We start from the raw sequence: 21,976 nt of genomic DNA on the forward strand, positions 1-21,976 counted from the left end.
GAGTGGCCATGACACGGACGGTTTTCACCATTGGCCATTCCAATCATCGGATGGAGCAGTTTGCCGCACTGCTGGAGATGCACGGCGTCACCGCCCTCTGCGATGTGCGATCGAAGCCTTACAGCCAATTCAACCCGCAGTTCAATCGGGAGTCGCTCAAGAAGTCGCTCCGCGAGCACGGCATCTCCTACGTGTTCCTCGGCAAGGAGCTGGGGGCGAGGAGCGAGGACCACGCCTGCTACGAGCACGGCAAGGTGCAATACGACCGGTTAGCCAAAACGGAACTCTTCCGAGCGGGCCTGGAGCGCGTCCGAAAGGGCTCGGAGACATATCGTCTTGCACTGATGTGCGCCGAGAAGGAACCGCTGGAATGCCACCGAACCATCCTTGTCTCGAAGAGCCTCGAGGAGCTGGGATTCGACGTTCAGCACATCCACGCCGACGGCAGGATCGAGAGCCATTCGAAGGTCTTGTCGCGATTGATCCGGCTGCTTAAGCTCTCGGCGGACGACATGTTCAGCACGAGGGAGCTGGCCGTTTCGGACGCCTACCGTATCCAGGCCGACCGGATCGCTTATCAAATCGACGCGCCGGCGCATGGGGACGGCAGAGGAGTCGCAGGATGAAATTGTTCACGATCGGATTCACCAAGAAGTCAGCAGAGACGTTCTTTACCAGGATCAAGAACTCCGGCGCGCGGACGCTCATCGACGTCCGCCTGAACAACGTTTCGCAGCTCGCGGGCTTCACAAAGAAGAACGACCTGAAATACTTCACCGACCAAATCTGCAAAATCGACTACCTCCACCTGCCCGTCCTGGCTCCAACCCAGGACATCCTGACCGCCTACAAGACGAACAAGGGAGACTGGGGCGTCTACGAGCGGCAATTCTTGAAACTGATGGAAGACAGGAAGATCGAGGAGGCACTCACGCCCGATCAGCTGGACGGCGGATGCCTGCTTTGCAGCGAAGAGAAACCCCACCACTGCCACCGCCGACTCGTCGCTGAATACCTAAAGAACCGCTGGGGGAATGTTGAGATCGAGCATATCCCTTGAAGTGGGTGCCCGCTAAAGGGCGAAATTTCCGTAAAACTCAAATAATGCAATATCTGAGATAGAGATTATGGTTTCAAAGAGGTGGGTCGTAGGACCAGTTTTGTTGTTATTCGGTTGCCAGGACGGCCACAGGAATATTCCCTTCCAGGCAGCGCTAAACACGGCAGCAAACCAATGCGGGACGCTCGCCGAAGAAAGTCTATCCAAAGATGGGTCCGGGCAGTCGAAGCCTAAAAGGGGAACTCTGGAGCCGATAATACACTGCATCACAGAGCAGCAGCGTCCGGTGTGGGCATTCTATGCGCCCGACTTTCTAAATGCGTGGGAATTGCATAGGGCGAAACTGACATTGCTTGCAGAGGATTATGATAATCGCAAAATGTCTTTTGCCAAGTATTCGGAAGGAGCAGCGGCGCTCGGGCTTGAATTCAACGACTACACCACGCAAGCGGTTCAATCCAAAGGACGTGGTCAGGCCGAGACCAATCGCATCGCCTTGGCCTGCATAGCTAGCCCTAACCCTATGAAATGCCAGAACGACGAGCGAATGAAGGCTATTAACCCTCAAGCATATTACGAGCAGCGAAAACTAGAATTGTTGCAAGAACAGACGGAGATGATGCGTCAGCAGCAGCTCAAGGATAGTTTTGGAACCACCTGCCAAACATTTGGTGGAATGACCCGTTGTAAATAAAAATCCCAAGGGCAAGCAAGCAGGGACATTCTTGGCCTTATGCCTTTGTATTTATTTCAAATGCCGTAGTTTCTTCGAATAGTTTTTCAGGAAATCCTCGACCGTAAGCCGGTGAGCATCGATCATTTGCTGAACATGTCTTGCCGACAAATCCTTGAAATTTTGCGTTTCGAATGACTTGAAGAATTCCCGTACCGATTTCACGATAGACCGGAGTTCTGCTACGCGGGTCGCCTCGACCTCGTGCGTGAAGGCGGCGGCACTCTGAACGGTGTTCGAGGGATGGATCAGGATGCGTTTCACGTTCAGACCCTGGTAGTGTTTCTCGAACCAGGCGCTCGAACGATTCATCTGCTCCGCCTCGCGCTTATCGATCTCGGCGCGAGTAACATCGACCTCGCTCTTGCATTCCCAGAGGAGGTATTGGGTGTCATCCATTGCCCAGAGATTATCGGGTCCCTCTTTCCATTGCTTGTCCGGCCTCTCGCCCGCGAACCCGAGCGCCCTGCTGAGCTCGTCCAATGCGTGTTCGAACTTGTCAGCCTTGGTGCCGAAGACGAGGGAGTTCAGGATATCGGTGATGCGGATATCGAGGTCGGAATAGGTGCCCAACTCACGGACCCATTCTGCGATTCGTTCGACGCGTCCTTGGCTGATCACCGTCAGTTTCGCGACAGTGACGCCAGACGGTGGGCGAAGAAGCATGTGATTGTTCTTGTGGGCGGCGACCTGGAGCCTTTGCGATTCCTGGCGATCAGCCTGATAGTAGTAGCGGGCCATTTCTTGAAGATACCAGCCCTTATCAGCCTGGTTTACCGTGCCGCCGTCGAGCATCGACTGGATCGTCTTGCCTGCTGTAGCATAGTCCCCAGCATTATATGCCTGTTCAGCAACGAGTTCCGTCGCGTAAAGATTCAAGATAACCGCATTGGCGCCGGCTGGCGTGACCTTATCCATCTGCTCGACATAGAACGCCTTCCAGCCGTCGTCCCGCCCGAGGCACTGGTTCAGCACGCCGTTGAAGGCATCAGCCGGCGCCCTACCCGCGTCGATTTCCTGCCTCGCCATGTCTGCAATGTCCAGGCCGATTTCAATTTGGGCGGCCGTCTGAGGCGAAAGATAGCGTCGCGTCGATTTTTCTCGAACTAACCTGATGATATCGGGCCCTATAATGACGATCGCCGAGTAATCCTTCTCGCCCCGCACGCTCCGGCCCATCCCTTGCTCGACGGTGCGGATCGTTCGCATGAGCGTGGCGTCGCTATCCGGGCGGCACAACTCCTGGTAGAGATCGATCAGGCTTTCGGAATACGGCTTCGAGTCGAAGACCAGGATTCGGCACGATTCGTCGGGGAGATCGATGCCGTCGTACCGATTGACCAAAACGACGGCCTTCTCATAATGGCCCTTCTTCAAGCTGTCGATCGCCCCGGAGACCGTGTCCTTATCCGTCGCGCTAGCACCGTAGCCGACCCAATCGCGCGTCCGATTGAAGCTCGGCGCCAGGCAGACGAGCCCATTCCGCCGCTTCGGCATGGGTCCGGCAAATCCCTTGACGATCGTCTCGCGGTCTAGCGATTCGTGGATGAGTGACGGGAGCAGGACCATCTTCTCGCCCGACCATGTCTCCTTAGCGTAGCTCAGCGGTCGGGTGATGGTCTCCGGCTTCAGCTGCAATCCCTTCACGAGGAACGCATCATCCGTAACGGTTGCCGACATGAAGATCCTGTGACTGGACTCCCAATAGGAGCCAAAAGCCGATAGCGGCGCGATGTATGGCTCGATCTCTAGTGCGGTGCCCGAAAAGACGCATTGGCAATGACCCAATATGTCTTTGAGCAGAGGCCAGGCAAACTTCACCGAGTCTCGCTTTGAGTGCTCCGACAAGATGCGAGCGACCTCAGACTCGCGAGGAAGCCACGCCCAATAGGGCACCGGGAGCAAGGCATCGCGCTGATGGTTGCACAGGTCCGCGAACGTGCCGACCCCTTGGGCTTCCAGATCGCTGGCGAAGAGCGTCCGTAGGGCGTGATAGGCGGGTTCTTCCCGCGGGATGCGAATGCGGCATGCCTCGCGTATGATGTCGGAGCATGCATGGGCGTCGTCGAGCAGCATCGACCCAACGGCCACAGACTGCCGATTCAGGCCGAATTTCGTCAGGCCGTTGAAGAGCTTCTGGACGGAAGCGACCAGGATTGTGTTGCTGTTGAGGAATTCTTCCGGCAGTTCCGGGCTGGCTTTACACGTGGCGATCCCGAACTGCCTCGCCTGGTCACATGTCTGGTCGATCAGATAGTTATCGGGGCAAAGATAGAGTGAAGGGCCCTTGCCGGCATTTAACCGGGCCTGGAGCATGAGCAGCCCGATCAGCGTCTTACCCTGGCCGGTGTGGAGCTTGACGATGTTGTCCCGCGTGCCCTGGTGATTCGCAAACCATTCAGCGAGGACAGCGACCTGAGCCGGTCTCAGCGGCCCCTTATCGTGGGCGCGATCCAGCGTGTCGTAAAGCTTGACCGGATCAATCTGCTTGTCAGAGGTGCGTCCAGTAAGGCGTTTCTTGAAGTCTACCACAGGGGAGGTCCTGGATGAGTTGTAAGCCGACGCAGCAGGGTCGAGAGCACTCCCGCTGGAGAATGAGGCAGAATGAGCGTGTAGAACTCCGTATCCGACACGAATATCAATAGCCGGTCAATGAGAAATTTAAAGCGATGAAATTCGAGTGTCTACGAGTTTAAGCCTGTAATCTCGTCGGCATTGCTATCATCGCGGTTCCAGGCCAATCGTGGAATTCTCCGGCCCGCCATGGCATGCTCCCGCTCGGCGCAATGCGGGGAGGGGACCCAACATACCCACAGCGTGTCCCGTGCATTCGCCGAGACCTGGCCCGGATGCGATCGATCCTCACGCGCCAAGATCCCCAGGTCTGATCAGTCGCCGAATAGCCATTTCTTGATCCGCCGCATCATGCTTGCCGCCGGTTTGGCCTCGACCGGATGGCCTGTACCCGATGCGGTAGCCGGAACAGATGGGGATGGGACGCTTATGGGGGGCAGATCCTCGGCGATTTCCTTCCCATAATACCGGGCCTTTGCCCGAGCATCCGCCGCTCGCTCGGCCGCAACCTGCTCCCTCGACCATTGGCGCGACCACTGCACCTTGTCGTGCTTTATCCAGTAATGGGACTGGCAAGGGAGATTCCAGCTGCCGACGGAGGGCTCGAGGGAGACCGTCTCCCCGTCGAAGATCAATCTCCAATCCGTCGGACTGAGGGGCGTGACCACTTCTCGGCCGCAACCACAGCAGCATTTGTGGGCGGCCGTGGCGAAATCGATCGACACGTAGATGGTGTGTTCCTGCAATTCATCCGGAATGGCCCGGACGAATTCATGCGTGAGGGCGACTTCGGGCCTCATTGCTTGTCCTCGCCGAGCAACATGTTGCAATCCGTAGTGAACGTGTTTTGGTGCTCTTTCTCGAAATCGCGATAGTACCCGAAGAGCTTCTTCCACCGGATCACGGCGAGCGTCGCGTTCAGGGCGTTGAGATCGGCGATCTGGATGTTGCTGGCGTAATCGTCCTCGCCATCGGCGAACGAGATGCGGCGCGAAACATGGTCGTGTTGCTCCGGCGTCACGGTCGTGACGCGAAGGACGCCGCCCAGCATTCCGTCAACCAGCTCGATCCCCATGCCGACGTCTATGAACGGGATGCTCCATTCGATCAGCCGCTCGACGATCAGTCGCTTGGCCGCGCCCCTGTCGAGGCAGACGAAGACGAAGTCCAACCCTTGTAACTGATCGAGGTTCGTGGCGTCGACGTAGGAATCGTGGGAGACGATGCCGCGGTGCATCCGAGAGTAGATCTCCCCGAAGTAATCCACCTTCAACAGGCGCTGCCCCAGCTGATCGAGGGACGGCGCGCCGGGCGACCGGAAGGCGTTGTGATTCAACATCCGGTCCCCGTCGAAGATGTGGATCTCCTGCACCGGGGTCTTGGCCACCAGGTCGAGGACATAGGATCCGGTCCCACCCACCCCCACGATCGCCAGCCGTCGCAACGCCAGCTTGCCCGTGACGGCGGTGATACCGGCTCGGCTCGAGGCGGTGTCGACGTAGTGGAAGGGCGACTCGCCCTCCTTGTCCTCCACGGCCGGGAACGTCTTGGCCGTCACCCCGGGCTCGAGCGACATCGCGGGATGCGAGATGATGTCGACGTATCTCGTGACCTTTTCGTAGTAGTCCTTGTAGCCGTCGCTCGGCTTGTTGGAAAAAGAATGCTTGGCCACGAGTCCGTTACCGAGATCCTGGTCGCCGCTCTGGTGCTGGATCTGTGAAATCAGGGTCCCATCCCTCCCGCAGGGATGCTCCCCGATGAAGAGCGCGACATGGGTGCCGGGCGCGGCCGTCACCTCGCCCGCGAGCGTGAGCTCGGAGACGAGGATGCCGCGCCTGACGGCCCTTTGGGAATCGACGTATGGGACGTCCTTCACCAGGAGGTGATTCGACCTCACTTCGATGTCGTAGCCCTCGTCCCGCAGCCGCTTGAGGTCGGCACTACGACTTACTAGTTGGCGTGACATTGAAAATCATCCCATCCTTGACCTTGACGGTGTCGCCCTCGACCAGGGCGCCCTCTTGGTTGCGGCGGCCTTTCTTGAAGGTGACGGTGAAGATGGTGTTCGGGTCGGCGGGCAAGTTAGCCAAGGCGACAATCTCGGCGAAGGACTGTACCTTCCCGCTCACTTCCTTCTCCCGGCCGTTGACGAAGATCGTGAAGACCTTCTTGTGCGAATTCGCGCTGTAGAAATGCTCGTCCTCCTCGAGACGGACCTTCTCATGGTCCCTAGAGATCAGACGATCTTCCTCGTTGCCCTGCACCTCCAGATAAAGCTCGAAGCCCGCCCGGACCTTCCCGAGCTCGTAAAGCGACTCCCCGTCGGTGGGATTGGGGGACTTGTACGCCACCCGATCGATGTGTATGCGGATCTCGCTCTTCGGGCGAGATTCGGGATTCTGCTCCGACATCACAAAGCCTCCAGCTAGCGGATTGAACGTCCCGATCGCGACGACAGATGAGTTCAGAGTAATGATTCGCGACCGCGTTCGCCGCGGTCGCAGATCGGATTTACGCGGGCCAATGTGGTCCCTAATTGCCTCGAACGCCCCCGGTGATGCGGTCGAGTCCTGCCACTGCAGGCTTCGTGGCAAGCAGCGTCGACAACCACTCCCTTTACGCGGTGCCGCCAATTTGTGAGAATAGTAAGTCGCTGGGAAGCCAAACTTGACCCATCTAGAAAGTATACGCACCTTCCGCGTCGAGGGCAAGCCGTGTGACGAAACGCAACAAGAAAACGCGATGGTCGGTCGAGCAGCGGCTCGAATTCATCGACTTCCGCTTGTACTGGGAAGGGCACGTCAATCGATCCGATATCATCGACCACTTCGGGGTTTCGGTGCCGCAGGCATCATCGGACCTGACCCAATACCAGGAGGGGGCGGAGGGAAACGCAGTTTATGACAAGACCCGCAAGGCCTACGTGGCGGGCCCGCACTTCAAGCCCGTGTTCTTCGAACCATCCGCCGGGCAATACCTCGCCCAGCTCAGGCTCATCCAGGCCGGGTTGCTCACGGACGAGGACTCATGGGCCGTCCGCCTCCCGTCCTACTCCATCGTCCCGATCCTTCGCCGCCCACTCGATCCCGAGACGTTGCGCCGCGTGCTCGGGGCGATCCGCACCCGTACCTCGGTCAAGGTGCACTACCAGTCGATGTCCAGCGAGAAACCGAGTTGGCGCTGGCTCTCGCCCCACTCCTTGGGATTCGACGGATTCCGTTGGCATGCCCGCGCATGGTGCTACGAACGGAAGGAGTTCCGAGATTTCGTCCTGTCTCGGATCCTCGAGATCGCCGAGGCCCGGCCGGGAGACGTCGACCCTGCCGGCGATGCCGGCTGGGAGCGCCATGTGACGCTCATCCTGATCCCGCACCCGGCTTTGAAAGCGGGCAACCGTCGAGCTGTTGAACTCGACTACGGCATGGATGATGGACGGCTCAAGACGTCCATGCGTGTCTGCATGGCATTCTATTTCCTCCGTCAGCTCGGCCTGGATTTCGCTCCGGCCGACGCAGTACCGAAGCGTCAGCAACTGGTCCTGGAGAATCCGGACGAGGTCGAGTCAGTGATGCAGGAGATTGGCAGGTGCGAGCCCAGCGAACCGCAGGCGGGCGGTTGAACTCAGGCCCACGCAAATTCCGCCCTCGATGGTTCAAATTGGGAATCGTAACTCCATTCAAATGCGATGTAGATGCCTCCGGTAATGTGTGATAAATGAAATTCTGGATCGCTTATCTTCTGGGACATTCGTACGCGTTCGGCCGGGGAGGTGAGGGTCCAACGAGTCCGAATCCGTAAAGCTCGAACCGTGGAGGCATGTACGCCTGATCCGACGAGGCTGGCAGGCCGCCAGCCCACTTATGACGGCGAATCCCTATGAGCGCGATAGCGACGACACTCAACGCCGCCAGCCAGGTTCAGAACATGGCCGCGGCCACAACCAATGAGCGGATGGCCTTCACGCTCAGCGGACTTTCCATCGTCCTGGTCGGACTAATGGTCTACCGAGAGATAAGCCACTGCCTTCGGGAGCAATTACGCGACCACGATCGCCAGAATGCCGTCCCCTCCGACAGGGCCCGTTAGAGGCAGTGGACCTCAACGGCCTCAGCATCTGAGCGGGCGCGAAAGTTCGCATTCGCTGGATGTGATTCATTGACCCACCTCAGGAGCCTGGCTGCTTGCCTCAGACTCCCTCATCAATCCGATGATCTTTGTTCTGACAGACGGGGCCAGGGAGAGCCACTTAGCGACCAACTCACGTAGTGCCAGGTCGGTGCAGACAGTGTGCAGACAACCCGCCTGAGTATCGGCGCAACTCTTATGCTGCATAGCGACTTGCGGGAACTCGATCGCGGGTGCAATTCCCGCCGCCTCCACTCCTAGGCCCGTCGCGATGATTTCATCGCGACTGGCCTTTTTTTTGTTGATCCGATGCTATGTTCGAGGAAGAGACAGGATCGTCCTCATCGGCGGAAAGGGAATACTTTTGCGGCCTCTCCCCTGGCCGCGAGCTCGGCTCCAGCCCTAGGATCGACGCGGTGCGTCTCATCACGGTCACGCGGCGGTTGCACTCGCACCCCACCCTTTACGACAGACACACTAAAAGTCGTTGACTTGTTCAATAATTGACGTGACCGACAAAACTGAACGTCAGTACATATCTCCGGGAAGAAAAAATGGTCGGAGGCGAAGAGGTTCGCACCGCAAGTCTCGGTTTTAGAAATACTTGCGAGCGAAATTTTCTAAACTTCCCATTTATCCCGTACATCCTACCGGGTCTTTTGCCGGTAACGTCAGCCTTCGTTTCCTGGACGCGGTCCAGGCGGATGAACTTCTCGCTGATTTTCATGCAGCGTTGGCAAAGTGCTCATTAGGCGTCAAAATGGTGCCGATCTCGAGCAGCAACCAACCCTGGGAAACTGCTAGTATCTATCACATGTTTTATTTATAGAATTTTTCTAGACCGGCGGGTTCGACGGCTCGGGGATTTCGGTTGGCCGTGGTCGAAACAATGCCGCGCTGGGTCGCTTCGGCTGAGGATGACAGGATCATGCGCAAGGCGAAGAAGATCTTCAACGACCCCCGGCGGGTCGTGCCGGAGCTATTAGAGGGAGTGGTCGCCGCGTCCCACGGGCGTCTAGCCCTGGTGGAGGCGACAACGGCGGTGGTGAGGACGGCGATTCCACAAGGGAAGGTCGCCTTGCTCATTGGCGGTGGGAGCGGCCATGAACCGCTCTTCCCCGGCCTGGTTGGCGAAGGTATGGCCGACGGTGCCGCCTGCGGCCATGTTTTCGCCGCACCGTCGCCGGATGTCATCCTCGCGACCACGCGAGCGGTGAACCGGGGCAACGGCGTTCTTTACCTCTACGGAAACTACGCCGGCGACAATATGAACTTCGACATGGCCGCGGAATTGGCCGCGGAAGAGGGAATCGTCACGCGCACGGTCCGGGTCTGGGACGACGTGGCCTCGGCTCCCTCGAATCGGTTGGACGACCGCCGTGGCATTGCGGGTGACCTGTTGGTCGTCAAGGTGGCCGGTGCGGCGGCGTCCCAGTTGGAGGATCTGGACGAGGTCGTCAGGGTGACGGCGAAGGCCCGTGACTGGACTCGGACGATGGGCGTGGCGCTGTCTGCCGGCTCGATTCCGGAGACAGGCGAGCCGACCTTCGAGTTGGGTGATGACGAAATCGAGGTCGGGATGGGACTTCACGGCGAACGGGGCGTCGTCCGCGGGAAGCTACGTCCTGCCGACGAGGTGGTCGAGGACATGATGAGCCGGATCCTCGCCGACTTGCCGTTCCGGGCCGGCGACGACGTCTGTCTGCTCGTGAACAACCTGGGCTCGACGACCTGGATGGAACTGTTGATCGTGACTCGCCAGGCGCATCGCCTCTTGAGAGACCGAGGGATCGCGGTCCAGGACACGACGGTCGGCAGCTTCTGCACGTGTCAGGAGATGGCAGGTTTTTCGCTGACGCTGATGAAGCTCGACGAGGAGTTGCGGCGCTACTACGAGATGCCCGCCCGCTCATTGGCCTTCGTGAAAGGGTAAAGACATGGGCAAAAACTTGCTAACGACGGACGAGGCCCGGCAAATGTTTCTGCACGTTGCCGGGGTGTTGATCGACAAGAAAGACGAACTCTCCCAGGCCGACCGCGAGATTGGGGACGGGGACCATGGCTGTACCATGGCCCGGGGCTTCGAGGCTGTGCAGCAACAACTGGAAGGCCATACTTACACAGACCTGGTTGAAATGCTGAAGGAGATTGGTGGAGCGTTCCTGTCTCAGGGGGGAGGCGCTTCCGGGGCGATCTTCGGGACGCTCTTCCGCGGCGGAGCCCGGCATCTCGCCGACGATCGAGTGTTCGATGCCCAATCGCTCGCCCGATTTCTCAACGACGGGTTACAGGCGGTGCAGGAGCGCGGCAAGGCTCGGCTCGGTGACAAGACGATGGTCGATGCCCTGGAACCCGCGGCACGCCGCGCGGCGGAGCTTACGGCAGCCTCGCTGGATGAGGCTCTCGCGGCCGTCGCGCAAGCGTCCTGTCAGGGAGAGGTGGCAGCGAGGGCGTTGGTAGCTCGCCTGGGCAAGGCGAAGGCCCTGGGCGACCGATCGCAAGGGCACGCCGACCCTGGGGCTGTCTCGGTGAGCCTGATTCTCCAGGCCATGTCGGAGTTCGTTGGATCGCCCACCTGACGCCGTTTGGGGATGTTCACGGATCGGAATCCGTCTGTGATGCCTAGGCGGGTTAGCGTCCAGGGGTGGTAGTGAAGTCGATCGCGGTGGACGAGTCCGAGTTTTCGGTCCTGAACGGGCCGTCAACTCGGAGGTGAGTCTGGCCACGCGGAGCGGAGCGGATGGACGGTCAGCGACCGGATCAGAATGGGGCCGCCTTCGGCCCGAATGGAGAGGCCGTTCTCGTAGGGCAGGACGAACTTGGTGAACGACAGCTCGCCCCGGTTCACGAAGGTCTCGATGGACGTCGTGTCGATGAGCATTTCGAAAGACTTGACCCGGTCTCGCACCGTGGCGGAACGGCGGTCGGACGACAGCGTGGTTGAGGTCAGTGTCACGGGGATGCCCCGGACGTTTAGGGTCAGCTTCGCCCCGGCGGGGATGTCAACTTCGGCCGAGACATGGAACTGCCGGCCCGACGGCATCAGGGGCAGGGTCTGCCCGGCCCGCAGTTCGCGATCGGTCCAGGTCTCGGGGCGGCCGACGTGCAGGGTGGCGATCTCGCGGATGGGTTCGCGGAACACTCGCAGTCCGTCGGGGGTCGTCCGCAGGGTCAGCTCGCAAGGGAAGGTGACCTGCTGGTTGAACGGCATGTCTGGGGCGTGGGAGAACCGCATCCAGGCCGCCTGGACCCGGCGGCCGTCGCCGGTGTCGGTGTTGTGCCAGGATTGGGTGGCGTAGAAGTCGCCGACGTCGCAGGGGAATCGGGGAGTTTCTTCCTTGTACGCGATGCCGTCGAACGTGCCGACTGAGTACTTACCGTTGCCCTGGATGAGTACCCACTTCTTGATTTTCGGGTCGCCGTCGACCGGCAGCTCGAAGAAGTCCGGGCACTCGAAGCCATCGCGGATCGGCGTCTTCTCGTCCTTCCAGTGCAGCAGGTCGCTCGACGTGAGGACATGGTAGCGGCTGTTGCCGTAGAGCATCATGACCCAGTGCTTCGCCGGGGCGTACCAGAAAACCTTCGGGTCGCGCTCGGGGAAGTCGAGGATCGGATTCTGGGCGTGTTGCGTCCAGGTCCGGCCCCGGTCGAGGCTGTATGCGAGGCACTGGCTCCGGTTGTCGTTGCCCGAGTAGAACGCGATCATCGCCGGTTTCGAGCGATCCGGCGAAAGGCCGGACGTGTTCTCGTAGTCGATGACGCAGGTCCCGGATTGGACCGCGGCGTCCAGCTTATCTTCCCAGAACGCGGGCTCCAGCTCGGTCCAGCGGACGAGATCCTTGCTGACCGCGTGGATCCAGCACTTGTTCCAACGCTGGGCGAAGAGGTGATACTCGCCCTCGTAGAAAATCAGCCCGTTCAGGTCGTTCAGCCAGCCCTCTTCCCGTTCCCTCGGGTTGAGACGATTCATCGTCCACTGGCGGGCGGTGAAGTGGAATTGCGGGCGCAAGGATTCTTTGTAGAGCGGCGTGACCGTCGGTGGAATCGACCTCGGAGCGTCGGTCTGGACGACGCGGCCGACGTTGATGTGGCCCCAGTGGCCGCTGGCTCGGTCCACCAGCTCGACGCGAGCCGGCTGGCCGGCGAACGTCGACACGTCCCAACAGGTCGGCATCAGTCGATCGCTCCGCCAGCCGGTGGCGCTGCGGACGATCTTGCCGCCCACGAGCAGGTTGACGCAGGTATGGCGTTCGTAGTTACCGCCGGCGATCGTGAGCTCGATGAACTTCCGCTCGATCTTGAACTCGGGCGACGTGAGCGTGCCGGTTGGACTGTCGCCGTCAACCTCGCTCGAGGCAACGCCAGCACCCTCTTCCGCGTTTTCGATCTCGAGCGTATTGAGCAGCTCCCCCGACACGGGGCCGGGCTCGAAGGCCTTGCCCTCGGCCGTCCAGCCGTCGTAGGTTGAGCTCTTGAAGACGCCGATCGGGATGTCTTCGGCCGCGACGGCGAGGGATGCGGACAAGGCGTCGAGCAAAACCAGGAAGGCAAGGAGTCTTCGCATCGGGAGCCTCGGGTTAGCCGTCGGAGTCGGGGATGTGACGCGGGGATGCCGGCTCGATCCGCAGTTGATCGCGGCGGACGGCCAGTTGCACTTCGGCGCCGGAGCCGAGCGACTCCACGAACGGCAGGAGCAGTTCCAGCACGTCCGGGCGCTGGAAGTGGGCCGGCTTGGTGTCCGGGTGCGGGTGATAGACGAGGCCATCGACGGCGACCCCGTCCGGGGCCGTGAGGCGGACATCGAAAAACGAGAAGTCCTCGGCCGGGTCGGTGGGGTGCCACTTCAACTGGCGGACCGTGCATTTCGGGGCGAGGACGTGATAGGTCTGGGGCGCGATGCTGATGTTGACCGTGCCGAAGTGGAATGCGGCAAGGTCGATCCCTCGCTCCCGGAACGGTTCGACCTGCATCCGGAGGGTGCCGCCGGGATATCGGGGGTTGCCGTTGCGGCCCGACGCGACGCCGTGCCCGGAGACCACCCGCGCGGCGACGGTCTGCCACTCTTCATTTTCCTCGGACTCGACCGCGTTCGAGGTCGAGGCGTAGGGATGGCCGACCCGGCGACGAGAAAAGCGGCCCAGGGCCGTCTGAATTCGGCCGTCCTGGCGCGCCGTGTCGAGCGTCACCGCGGCAAGGATGACCAGCCCGAGGACGACCTTCTGCAAGTAGCTCTCGACGCCGGTCAGGTTCATCCCGTTCTGGATGACGGAGATGATCAGCACCCCAATCAGTGTGCCGAGGATGCGGCCGGAACCGCCAGTCAGCGAGGATCCGCCGACGACCACGGCGGCGATCGCGTAGAGCTCGTACATCTGGCCGTAGGTCGGCCCGCCGGCCTTGAGTTGCGAGGCGACGACGACTCCTCCGACGCCCGAGAGGCTCCCGCTGACGACGTATGCGAACGACAAAACGAGGGGCACCCGGACCCCGCTCAGCCGGGCCGCCTCGGCGTTCCCTCCGACCGCATATAAGTAACGGCCGATGACGGTGCGAGTCATCACCACGTGGCCGAAGAGGTAGACGCTCAGCATAAGGCCGACGGCGTTGGGCATCCCGAACGTGCTGCCGCGGCCAAGCCAGGTGAAGCCTTCCGGGATGTCGTCGATCGATTGCCCGCCGGCCAGGAGATACGCCAGGCCGCTCGTGACCTGCATCATGCCGAGCGTGGCGATGAACGGCGGGAGTCGGCACGCCGTGACGAAGAACGCACTCGCCAGGCCCGCCACGGCCCCCGCCCCGACCCCCGCGCACACCCCCAGCGCGATACCACTTGGACCGGCCCCGACACCACCGACGGCGCGGATGGTCATTGCCGTGACGACGGCCGACAAAGCGACGAGGCTGCCTACCGAGAGGTCGATCCCCCCGGTCACGATCACCAGCGTCATCCCGGCCGCCAGCAGTGCGATGACCACCACCTGGCTGCCGACGTTGAGCAGGTTCTCGGCCTTGAGGAAGACCGGCCAGCGGTACGACTCGGCGGTGGAGATCCGCAGCCCGGGCCGGCCGGTGAGGACCGGGGAGCGGGCCGCCTTCGGGGTGGCGATGACGAGGAGCCGATCGGCCCCGGCCGCCTCGACGGCCTTGCGGACCTCGGGAGGGGTGCCGCCAGCCACGCCGATCAAGGTCGCGCCGACCTTCTCCAGTCGTGCCCGGACGGCGCCGGCGAACGCCCGGCCGTCGTCGTCGTCTGGAGCGACGATCAGCACGCGCTCGCCCGCGACGATACCGGCCGCGGCCCGATTCCCGGCGTCGGCCCCCCTGGGATGTTGGTCCTCGATCGTGACGACGCACAGGATCGCCGACAGCAACACCAGGACGGCGGCCATGCCGTAGCGGCCTGCCAGCCGGTCGAGGATCCAGGTCGGTAAGGTTCGGCTCATGGTCGGGGGACCGCCAATCGCAGGACTTGCTCCCAGGTCACAGGCGCCTGGGGGTCGGTGTTGTCGAACTCGCCTCGGATTCGCACGACGAGCATCACGAGGGTGCGGTCGCTCCTCTCGAGGACATCGGGCCGGCCGGAACGGATCTTCGAGATCGCCTTGCCCGCATGGGCCATGGCGTCGCGGATTGGGGCACGTCTGGCCAAGTGAACAATTCTGGTGAGATAGACCATCACGGCTTGGCCGATTCGGCGTCCGCATCGGCTTTGCGGTAGAGGCCCGTCGGGATGAGCGTGACCGGCGGGACGGCCTCGCCGGCCAGGTATTTGACGACCCGCTCGACCGCCAGCTTGCCGATGCGGTCCGGGTACTGGACGGCGTCGGCGTAGATCTTCCCGCTCTTGATGGCGGCCTTTGCCTCCGGTTGGCCGTCGAACCCGATGACCTTGACCCGTCCGACCTTGCCAGCCGTCTCGAGGGCGGCCACCACGCCGAGCGCCGTCGGGTCGTTGACGGCGAAGATCAGATCCACATCCGGGTGGGCCTGGAGGATGTCCTGGGCCACCCGGAACGAGCGGTCGCGCTGCCCGAGGCCCGGCAACTTGGCGACGACGGAGATGCCGGGATTCTTGGACATCACCTCCTCGAACCCCTTGACGCGGAGCATCCCGCTCTCGACCTCGGGGTGGTCGACGATGGCGACCTTGCCATTTCCTCTGAGGGCTTCCACGGCGGCTTCGCCGGCCTGCACGCCGCCGCCGTAGTTGTCCGTGGCGACGTGACCGACCACCTTGGCGTCGCCGGCAAGGCTGGCGATGTCGGCGGTAAACACGGGGACATTCTTGGCATTCGCCTCTTGGATGGCCGTCCCGATGGCCTTGCTGTCGGCCGGGGTGAGGATCATGGCGACCATGTCGGCGGCGAGGAAGTCTCGCACCTGGTCCCGCTGCCGGGCGGGGTCCATCTCGGCGGACACGACTTTGACCGAGTAGCCCTCGGCCGCCGCGGCCGCCGTCATGGCGTCGCCCATTTCCTTGAAGAACGGGTTGCTCAGCGTCAGGAGCGAGACGCCGATGGTGCCGTGGTCCCCTGCCCGGTGCGACGCCGCGGTGACGCTCGGTGGGGTCGAGCCGGTCGGCCCCTTCGCACCGCCACAACCGGACAGGCCCAGGGCCGCTCCGGCGAGCATCGAAACGAATGGAGCGACGATGAGCTCGCGACGTTTCATGGCGATCGTGCCTCGAACGGGAAGAGGCTCACGGCCGCCTGTTCCGACGGAACGAGGGCGGTCGACGGTGGGGAGATCCTAGCGATCGCCGAACAATGACGTCAAGAAAGTACGCTTCACAACTTCGCCGAAGTTGTATTATCATCTTGCCGAGAATCCGCCGTCCTGCCCTCCCGACCGCAGGTCTGGATCCCGCCATGAAAGACGTGAAGTATCGCAAGATCGTCGCGTACCTCCGCTCGGCGATCCACGCCGGACGTTACAAGGCCGGGCAAAAGCTGCCGTCGGAAGCGGCCCTCGTGCGGCAGTTCGAGGCGTCGCGGCCGACCGTCATCCGCGCCCTCCGGGAGCTCCAGGCCGTCGGGATGATCGACCGTCGGGTCGGGTCCGGAACGTACGTCCGGCCGGATGCGGGGAGCGGACCGGCCTCGTCGGGGGGCCGGACGTTCGGGCTGCTTGTGCCCGGGCTCGCGGACGGAGAGATCTTCGAGCCGGTGTGCGTGGCGCTCGCTCGGCACGCCCAGTCGCTGGGACACACACTGCTCTGGGGCGACCTGCCCGGCGAGCCGGGGGTCGCGTTGGAAGCCCCGACTCTACGACTGTGCGAGGACTACGTGCGGGCCGGGGTGGCCGGGGTGGTCTTTTCTCCTTTGGAGTTCTCCGCCGACAAGGATCGGGCCAGCCGTCGGGCCGTCCGGATGCTCGACGAGGCGAAGATCCCGATCGTGCTGCTGGACCGCGACTTCGTCGAGCCGCCCGCCCGCAGCCCCTACGACCTGGTCGGCGTCGACAATCACCGGGCGGGCTATCTCCTGGCCCGGCATCTCCTGGCGCGGGGAAGCCGCGTCGTCCACTTCCTGGGGCGGCGAGCGTCGGCCCCGACAGTCCGGATGAGGGTCGCCGGGTTTCTGGCCGCGCTCTGGGAGCACGGCGTCACACCCGACGCCGAATGGGTCCACTGGGGCGACGCAGACGACGTCTCGTTCGTGCGGGGGTGGTTGGAGGCTGGTCGGCCGGATGCGGTGGTCTGCGCGAACGACAAGACCGCCGCTCTGCTGATGCAGACCCTGGCGGACCTGCGCCTGGTCGTCCCGCGGGACATTCGAGTCGTGGGCGTCGATGACCTGCGGTATGCAAAGCTCTTGCGGCCATCCCTGACGACGATCCACCAGCCTTGCCAACTCCTGGCGACGGTCGCTCTACACACTCTGCTCGATCGGCTGGCGAACCCTTCGTTGCCCCCTCGTCAGGTGATGCTCGCGGGCGAGTTGATCGTCCGGCAGTCGTGCGGCCCCCCCGCCACAAGCACCGGCTGAGCGTCCGCCCCGAGACCGGTTCCTTCCCGAGGACCCGTTCCGCGACCCATGCATATTTCAACCGACAACATAAACATCAAAATGTCTTGTTTTTAATTTCGCGAAACAACGTAGGCAAGTCGCCTTCGTTAGCGATTGGCATTTGAGTGGCACCTCTTTGATACAAGCCCGCGGCGCCAGCGAGTGAATCTTCCCTGATTTCTCGCGAAGAGATCCACTCGCTGGCGCTTCGGGATTGTAAAGACATGGCGAGCGTACCTTGTGGCCAGGGACGTTCGCGGATCTCATTGATTTACTTCTTCTGCGCCTCGCTGGTCGGGATGTCCCTAACATTCCATAGTTTGATCGTGGCGTCGTACCCGGCCGTCACGATCGTCGAGCTATCGGGCAAGAATTTAAGATCCGCGATGTCGGCTTCGTGTCCCTGGAGCGTGGCTCGGAGTTCTCCCGATCGAGAGTTCCAGAGTTTGAGCGACAAGTCTCGGCCGCCCGAGGCGACGAGCTTGCCGTCCGGGGAGAAAGCTATGGCCTGGACCGCGTCGGTATGACCTCGGAGAATGGTCTTCGCCTCCCCCGAGGTCACGTCCCAGAGGATGACCTGGTTGCCCTCGCTGGAGGCGCCGAGGACCTGGCCGTCTGGAGAGAAGGCCAGGCTGTTAATCCATCCCTTTTGTCCCAGGGGGGGAAATCGAGGCCGACCCTCGGGCACGTCCCAAAGGGTCAAAGCGCCCGGCATCCTCGCCGAGCCGCCCGGTTCGTCGTGCCTCGCACCGCCGCCGACGGCCAGGGTCCGGCCATCGGGCGAGAAACGCACGTCCCGAATATGGCCGGGATGGGTGAAGGTTGAGAGACGACTCCTCGAGGCGATATCCCAGAGGGCGATTGACCCCATATGGGCGGCCACGGCCATGAGCTTGCCGTCAGGCGAGATCCTCAGGGATTCAACCCCTTGCTCGTTCTTCAGGATTTCGGGCTTCGGCGTCAGCGCCGTCGAATCCCAGAACCGGATGTCCCCATCGCGGCTGGCGGTAATCAGAGTCGAACCGTCGGGCGTGAACTCCACGGCCTTCATGACGTCCGAATGGACCTTGGGCGCCTCGAAATGCTTGCCTGTTCGCGTCTCCCAGATCTGGACGCCCGAGTGGACTGTTCTTTTGTTATCTTCAACACCGAAGCCCGACGTCCCAATCGCCAGCTTCGAACCGTCGCGTGAGAGCGTGATGATCTGAACGAAGGAGGCGCTCCGGCTGCCTTTCTTCTGTTCGATTCGTTTCGGTACATCCCAGACCCTGACCGCGCCAGAATTGCCGAGACAGGCCAAGGTCCGCCCATCGTCGGACAAGAATAGCTCGCGGATGGAGTCCTCATGGCCGATTAGGGTCGCTGTCTCATCATGCCGCGCAGCCGGTTGGGCCTGAAGGTGCCGGCTTCCGGAGGTCACATCCCAGGTGAGGAGGGTCCGATCACCACCCACGACCAGAACCTTGCCGTTGGGGGAGAAGGCCAAACCTTCGAACCCCAGCCTCGGAACACCCGAGGGAATGGCCAGGCGAAAACGAGGCTCGACTCGGCCTGGATCCCACAAGTAAATGGGCCGTGCTCTGAACGCCGTGGCGGCGATGGTCCGGGCATCGGGGGAAAGCGCCACGGACCGTATCGGTCTTCGAAAGCCTGTAAAGGCAACCTTCGGCTGCCACCGCTCCACGGAGGTTCGCGGTGCGTCCCAAAGCACAATCCTCCTGTCGAAGCTACCCGTGACAAGCTTCCGACCGTCCCCCGAGATCGCCAATGCGGTCACCGCTTCGCGATGAATTCCCAGGGGATTCAAGACGAATCCTGTCATCGCATCCCAGACGACCGTACTGTGGTTGTCGTGGCCGCTGATGAGTTTGAGGCCGTCCGGCGTGAAGGCCAAGGCGCGGACTCTCCCGTACGGATTATGGATCGTGGTCCTCTCCTCGCCCATGACCACGCTGTACGAACGGGGCTTCCGCGTCACTAGGTCCCAGACGCGAATCCCCGAGGATACGCCCCCCGCGGCGAGGGCTTGACCGTCCGGGGAAAAGGCGATCGCCTGCGTCCCCGAGTAGGGCTCGGCCGGGGGGGGCAACGCCTTGCCGGTGGCGACGTCCCAGAGCTTGACCTCGCCGTCCGACCCATCCTGGGGGAGGCCGTTCCAGTCGACCTCGCGCCCGTCAGACGCGGTAGCCAACGTCGAGCCGTCCGGTGAAAACTCCAGGGCCAAGATCCTTCCCGTATGTCCGACCAGGCAGGCAAGCTCACGGCCGGTAGCGACGTCCCAGATTTTGACGAGGCGGTCGCCACTTCCCCCCGTGGCGAGCTTGGTACCGTCCGGCGAGTAGGCCACCGACAGGATCTTCGAGGGGTGCCCCACGAACGGACGAGGCGTCGAGAGCTCGGCCGTCTTCCAGAATCGCAGGCGGCGATCAGCCCCTCCGCTCGCCAAGGTCTTCCCGTCGGGCGAGAATGCCAGGGAGTGGATCGCGCCCAGATGTGCCTGGACTCGAGAAGCAACCAAGCGACCCGTCGCCGCGTCCCAGACCTTCAGCGTGCCCACCTCGTCACCCGTCAGCAGGAGGGCGCCGTCCGGCGAGAATCGCACAACAAGAAGCGGGAAGAGGTCCAGGCCCGGGAGCCGATATCGGACCGCCCCCGAGACCGCATCCCAGAGGATCGCTTCGCCGTCCTCGCCGCCCGAGGCGAGCGTCCGACCGTCCGGCGCGAAGGCGATATCGGCGATGGCCCCTCGATGGCCCTCCAGAGTGCGGACCCGCGAGAGACCGGCGGCATCGCCAAGCTTCACCGCAAAGTCGTCGCCCCCCGATCCGAGCATCCGGCCGTCCGGAGAGAAGGCCACCGCACGTGCCGCGCTCGTGTGCCTCGGCAAAGTGGCCGATTTCTTTTTTGTCGACAGGTCCCACACCCCCACCGACCCGTCGTCGCTCGACGCGGCCAGCGACTTCCCGTCCGGGGAAAATGCAACCGAACGGACGGCTTCGGGGCCTGCTGTGAGCGTCCCAAGATCCCGCCCGTTCTCCGAGTCCCAGAGTCGAATGACTCCCCCGTCTCCGGCGGCCGCCACGGGACGACCATCGGGACCGAAGGCGACCGTTACCAGCTTGCCGACGACGCCGTTGAGCACGCGAGCCACTTGCCCGGAGGAAGTATCTCCGAGTCGGACGACGCCGTCATCGCCGGCCGTGGCGACGGACCGCCCGTCCGGCGAGAAGGCCACGCTCCGGATCACATCCGGTTGCGCCAGAAACGGTCCCGCGATTCCACCGCGCGAGACCGAGTCGTCGAGCTCCTCCTTCAGGATCGACGAGGAGACATCCCAGACGCGGGCCACACGATCCTCGCCGGCGGTTGCCAGGAGATTGCCGTCCGGCGAGAAGGCCACGTCGCGGACCGCGCCGGCATGCCCGATGAAACTCGCCGACTTGCTCCAGGTCGCCACCTTCCAGAGCACGATCATCCCAAGGGGCTCGCTGCCCGGGCGCTCCACCAAACAACCGGCGGCGAAGGTGGACCCATCCGGGGAGAATGAGGCGCAGGTCACCTCCCCGGGGCTGTCGAGGCGGTGAGCCTCTCGATCGGCACGGCCGCGGACGAGGAGCTCGCCGGATGCGGAGAGTGCCAGTTGACTCCCATCGGGCGAGGAAGCCAGCATCGAGAAATCCGTAACCGATCCTTCGGCCCGTGGTTCAATGTTGCGACGGCCTGTTTCCGTATCCCACTCGACCTGTTGGCCGTCTCGATTCACACCGGAGAGTGTCCGTCCGTCGAGTGAGAAGGACAGAGCACGGACGCCCATCGAATGATCCTTAAGGCAGGAACGGAGGCTCCTCGATCGGACGTCCCAGAGCCGCACGGTCCCGTCCATGCCGCTCGAGGCAAGGATCTTGCCGTCGGGCGAGAGCACGAGGCGAGAGACCTCGGCGGTGTGTCCGCTTGGGACATGCGATGCTTGTCCCGATTTGAGATCGCGGAAGACGAAGATCGCTTCGTCCCCGGCGGAAACCAAGGTCATCCCGCCATCGACGAAGCGGAGAGCGCGGATCAGGCCCATCCCGTCCTGGTATGTGGCCCGGAGCGTCCCTTCCGCGACATCCCAGCGTTTGACCACGCCGTCGGCGTCGGCTGTCGCCAGATCCTTACCGTCAGGCGAAAATACGACGGCAGTGATTTCTCGCCGATGCCCATCATCGCCCGCGTCTCGCCGGCTGGCTGGTCCGAGGGTGGTGTCACTGACGAGTCGGGTTCCGTCAGGCGAGATCGTCATGGCGTGCGGCAGGTTGGGATCGACCTTGATTCGAGGGCGAAGGTTGGGAAACTTCGTCTCGGCGGCCTTCAGCGTAGGGACATCGGTCGATGGCGCCCGATCGCCGCAGCCTGGCAGGGTCAGGATGACGAGGCCAACCAACAGTATCGCCCGTGCGTCGCAGAGCCGTCGCATGGCCGTTGCTCTCCCCTCGC

The 21,976-nt window shown here is 62.4% G+C and carries 17 protein-coding genes; 8 read left to right on the plus strand and 9 right to left on the minus strand.

Translation table 11 applies throughout. The annotated features are described in order from the left end of the window. The first annotated feature begins 8 nt into the window (after nt 1–8). The 3 genes from ACYOEI_RS05715 (at nt 9) to ACYOEI_RS05725 (ending at nt 1,754) form a co-directional block, all read left to right on the plus strand. On the plus strand, nt 9–626 hold the full coding sequence (locus ACYOEI_RS05715) for a DUF488 domain-containing protein (protein ID WP_462848379.1): 618 nt from the start codon (nt 9–11) through the stop codon (nt 624–626). Continuing rightward, nucleotides 623–1,060, plus strand: a complete 438-nt coding sequence (locus ACYOEI_RS05720) for a DUF488 domain-containing protein (protein ID WP_462848380.1) — start codon at nt 623–625, stop codon at nt 1,058–1,060. The genes ACYOEI_RS05715 and ACYOEI_RS05720 overlap by 4 nt, the downstream gene beginning before the upstream one ends. A 103-nt stretch (nt 1,061–1,163) precedes the next feature. After that, nucleotides 1,164–1,754, plus strand: a complete 591-nt coding sequence (locus ACYOEI_RS05725; RefSeq protein ID WP_462848381.1) for a hypothetical protein — start codon at nt 1,164–1,166, stop codon at nt 1,752–1,754. A 51-nt stretch (nt 1,755–1,805) separates the two neighbouring features. On the opposite strand, the gene ACYOEI_RS05730 is transcribed toward ACYOEI_RS05725, so the two are convergent. The 4 genes from ACYOEI_RS05730 to ACYOEI_RS05745 form a co-directional block, all read right to left on the minus strand. Continuing rightward, nucleotides 1,806–4,325 carry a DEAD/DEAH box helicase family protein gene (locus ACYOEI_RS05730; protein ID WP_462848382.1) on the minus strand — a complete coding sequence of 840 codons (2,520 nt, stop codon included), beginning with the start codon at nt 4,323–4,325 and terminating at the stop codon, nt 1,806–1,808. A 356-nt stretch (nt 4,326–4,681) separates the two neighbouring features. Next, entirely contained in the window at nt 4,682–5,167 is a 486-nt protein-coding gene (locus tag ACYOEI_RS05735; RefSeq protein ID WP_462848383.1) for a ubiquitination-like system serine protease family protein, read from the minus strand. Beyond that, nucleotides 5,164–6,333 (minus strand): ThiF family adenylyltransferase, encoded by a 1,170-nt coding sequence (locus tag ACYOEI_RS05740; RefSeq protein WP_462848385.1) that lies wholly within the window; start codon nt 6,331–6,333, stop codon nt 5,164–5,166. The genes ACYOEI_RS05735 and ACYOEI_RS05740 overlap by 4 nt, the downstream gene beginning before the upstream one ends. Beyond that, nucleotides 6,308–6,778 carry a multiubiquitin domain-containing protein gene (locus tag ACYOEI_RS05745; protein WP_462848386.1) on the minus strand — a complete coding sequence of 157 codons (471 nt, stop codon included), beginning with the start codon at nt 6,776–6,778 and terminating at the stop codon, nt 6,308–6,310. Before ACYOEI_RS05745 ends, ACYOEI_RS05740 begins: the two co-directional genes overlap by 26 nt. Nucleotides 6,779–7,083: 305 nt before the next feature. Here ACYOEI_RS05745 and ACYOEI_RS05750 point away from each other — a divergent pair, with 305 nt between their 5' ends. The 4 genes from ACYOEI_RS05750 to dhaL all read left to right on the plus strand — a co-directional run bounded on the left by ACYOEI_RS05750 (nt 7,084) and on the right by dhaL (nt 11,071). Next, nucleotides 7,084–7,986 carry a helix-turn-helix transcriptional regulator gene (locus ACYOEI_RS05750; RefSeq protein ID WP_462848387.1) on the plus strand — a complete coding sequence of 301 codons (903 nt, stop codon included), beginning with the start codon at nt 7,084–7,086 and terminating at the stop codon, nt 7,984–7,986. A 257-nt stretch (nt 7,987–8,243) separates the two neighbouring features. Continuing rightward, on the plus strand, nt 8,244–8,453 hold the full coding sequence (locus tag ACYOEI_RS05755) for a hypothetical protein (RefSeq protein ID WP_462848388.1): 210 nt from the start codon (nt 8,244–8,246) through the stop codon (nt 8,451–8,453). A gap of 967 nt (nt 8,454–9,420) precedes the next feature. Continuing rightward, nucleotides 9,421–10,425, plus strand: a complete 1,005-nt coding sequence (locus tag ACYOEI_RS05760) for a dihydroxyacetone kinase subunit DhaK (RefSeq protein WP_462848389.1) — start codon at nt 9,421–9,423, stop codon at nt 10,423–10,425. Between the two features lie 43 nt (nt 10,426–10,468). Beyond that, nucleotides 10,469–11,071, plus strand: a complete 603-nt coding sequence (dhaL, locus tag ACYOEI_RS05765) for a dihydroxyacetone kinase subunit DhaL (RefSeq protein ID WP_462848390.1) — start codon at nt 10,469–10,471, stop codon at nt 11,069–11,071. Between the two features lie 122 nt (nt 11,072–11,193). Here the strand turns inward: dhaL and ACYOEI_RS05770 are convergent, their stop codons facing one another. Genes ACYOEI_RS05770 through ACYOEI_RS05785 form a run of 4 tightly spaced genes read right to left on the minus strand, consistent with a single transcriptional unit; the run spans nt 11,194 to nt 16,163 of the window. Next, entirely contained in the window at nt 11,194–13,056 is a 1,863-nt protein-coding gene (locus tag ACYOEI_RS05770) for a glycoside hydrolase family 32 protein (RefSeq protein ID WP_462848391.1), read from the minus strand. A 13-nt stretch (nt 13,057–13,069) separates the two neighbouring features. Next, complete coding sequence (locus ACYOEI_RS05775; RefSeq protein ID WP_462848392.1) at nt 13,070–14,935, minus strand: ABC transporter permease; 1,866 nt, start codon at nt 14,933–14,935, stop codon at nt 13,070–13,072. Next, a complete protein-coding gene (locus ACYOEI_RS05780) occupies nt 14,932–15,141 on the minus strand; it encodes a hypothetical protein (RefSeq protein WP_462848393.1) in 210 nt (69 codons plus the stop codon). The genes ACYOEI_RS05775 and ACYOEI_RS05780 overlap by 4 nt, the downstream gene beginning before the upstream one ends. A gap of 26 nt (nt 15,142–15,167) precedes the next feature. Beyond that, complete coding sequence (locus ACYOEI_RS05785) at nt 15,168–16,163, minus strand: substrate-binding domain-containing protein (RefSeq protein WP_462848394.1); 996 nt, start codon at nt 16,161–16,163, stop codon at nt 15,168–15,170. 197 nt (nt 16,164–16,360) lie between these two features. Here ACYOEI_RS05785 and ACYOEI_RS05790 point away from each other — a divergent pair, with 197 nt between their 5' ends. Beyond that, on the plus strand, nt 16,361–17,479 hold the full coding sequence (locus ACYOEI_RS05790; protein WP_462848395.1) for a GntR family transcriptional regulator: 1,119 nt from the start codon (nt 16,361–16,363) through the stop codon (nt 17,477–17,479). A 292-nt stretch (nt 17,480–17,771) separates the two neighbouring features. Here the strand turns inward: ACYOEI_RS05790 and ACYOEI_RS05795 are convergent, their stop codons facing one another. Further along, entirely contained in the window at nt 17,772–21,956 is a 4,185-nt protein-coding gene (locus tag ACYOEI_RS05795; protein ID WP_462848396.1) for a WD40 repeat domain-containing protein, read from the minus strand. Nucleotides 21,957–21,976 lie beyond the last annotated feature (20 nt).

The organism is Singulisphaera rosea, assembly GCF_054877945.1.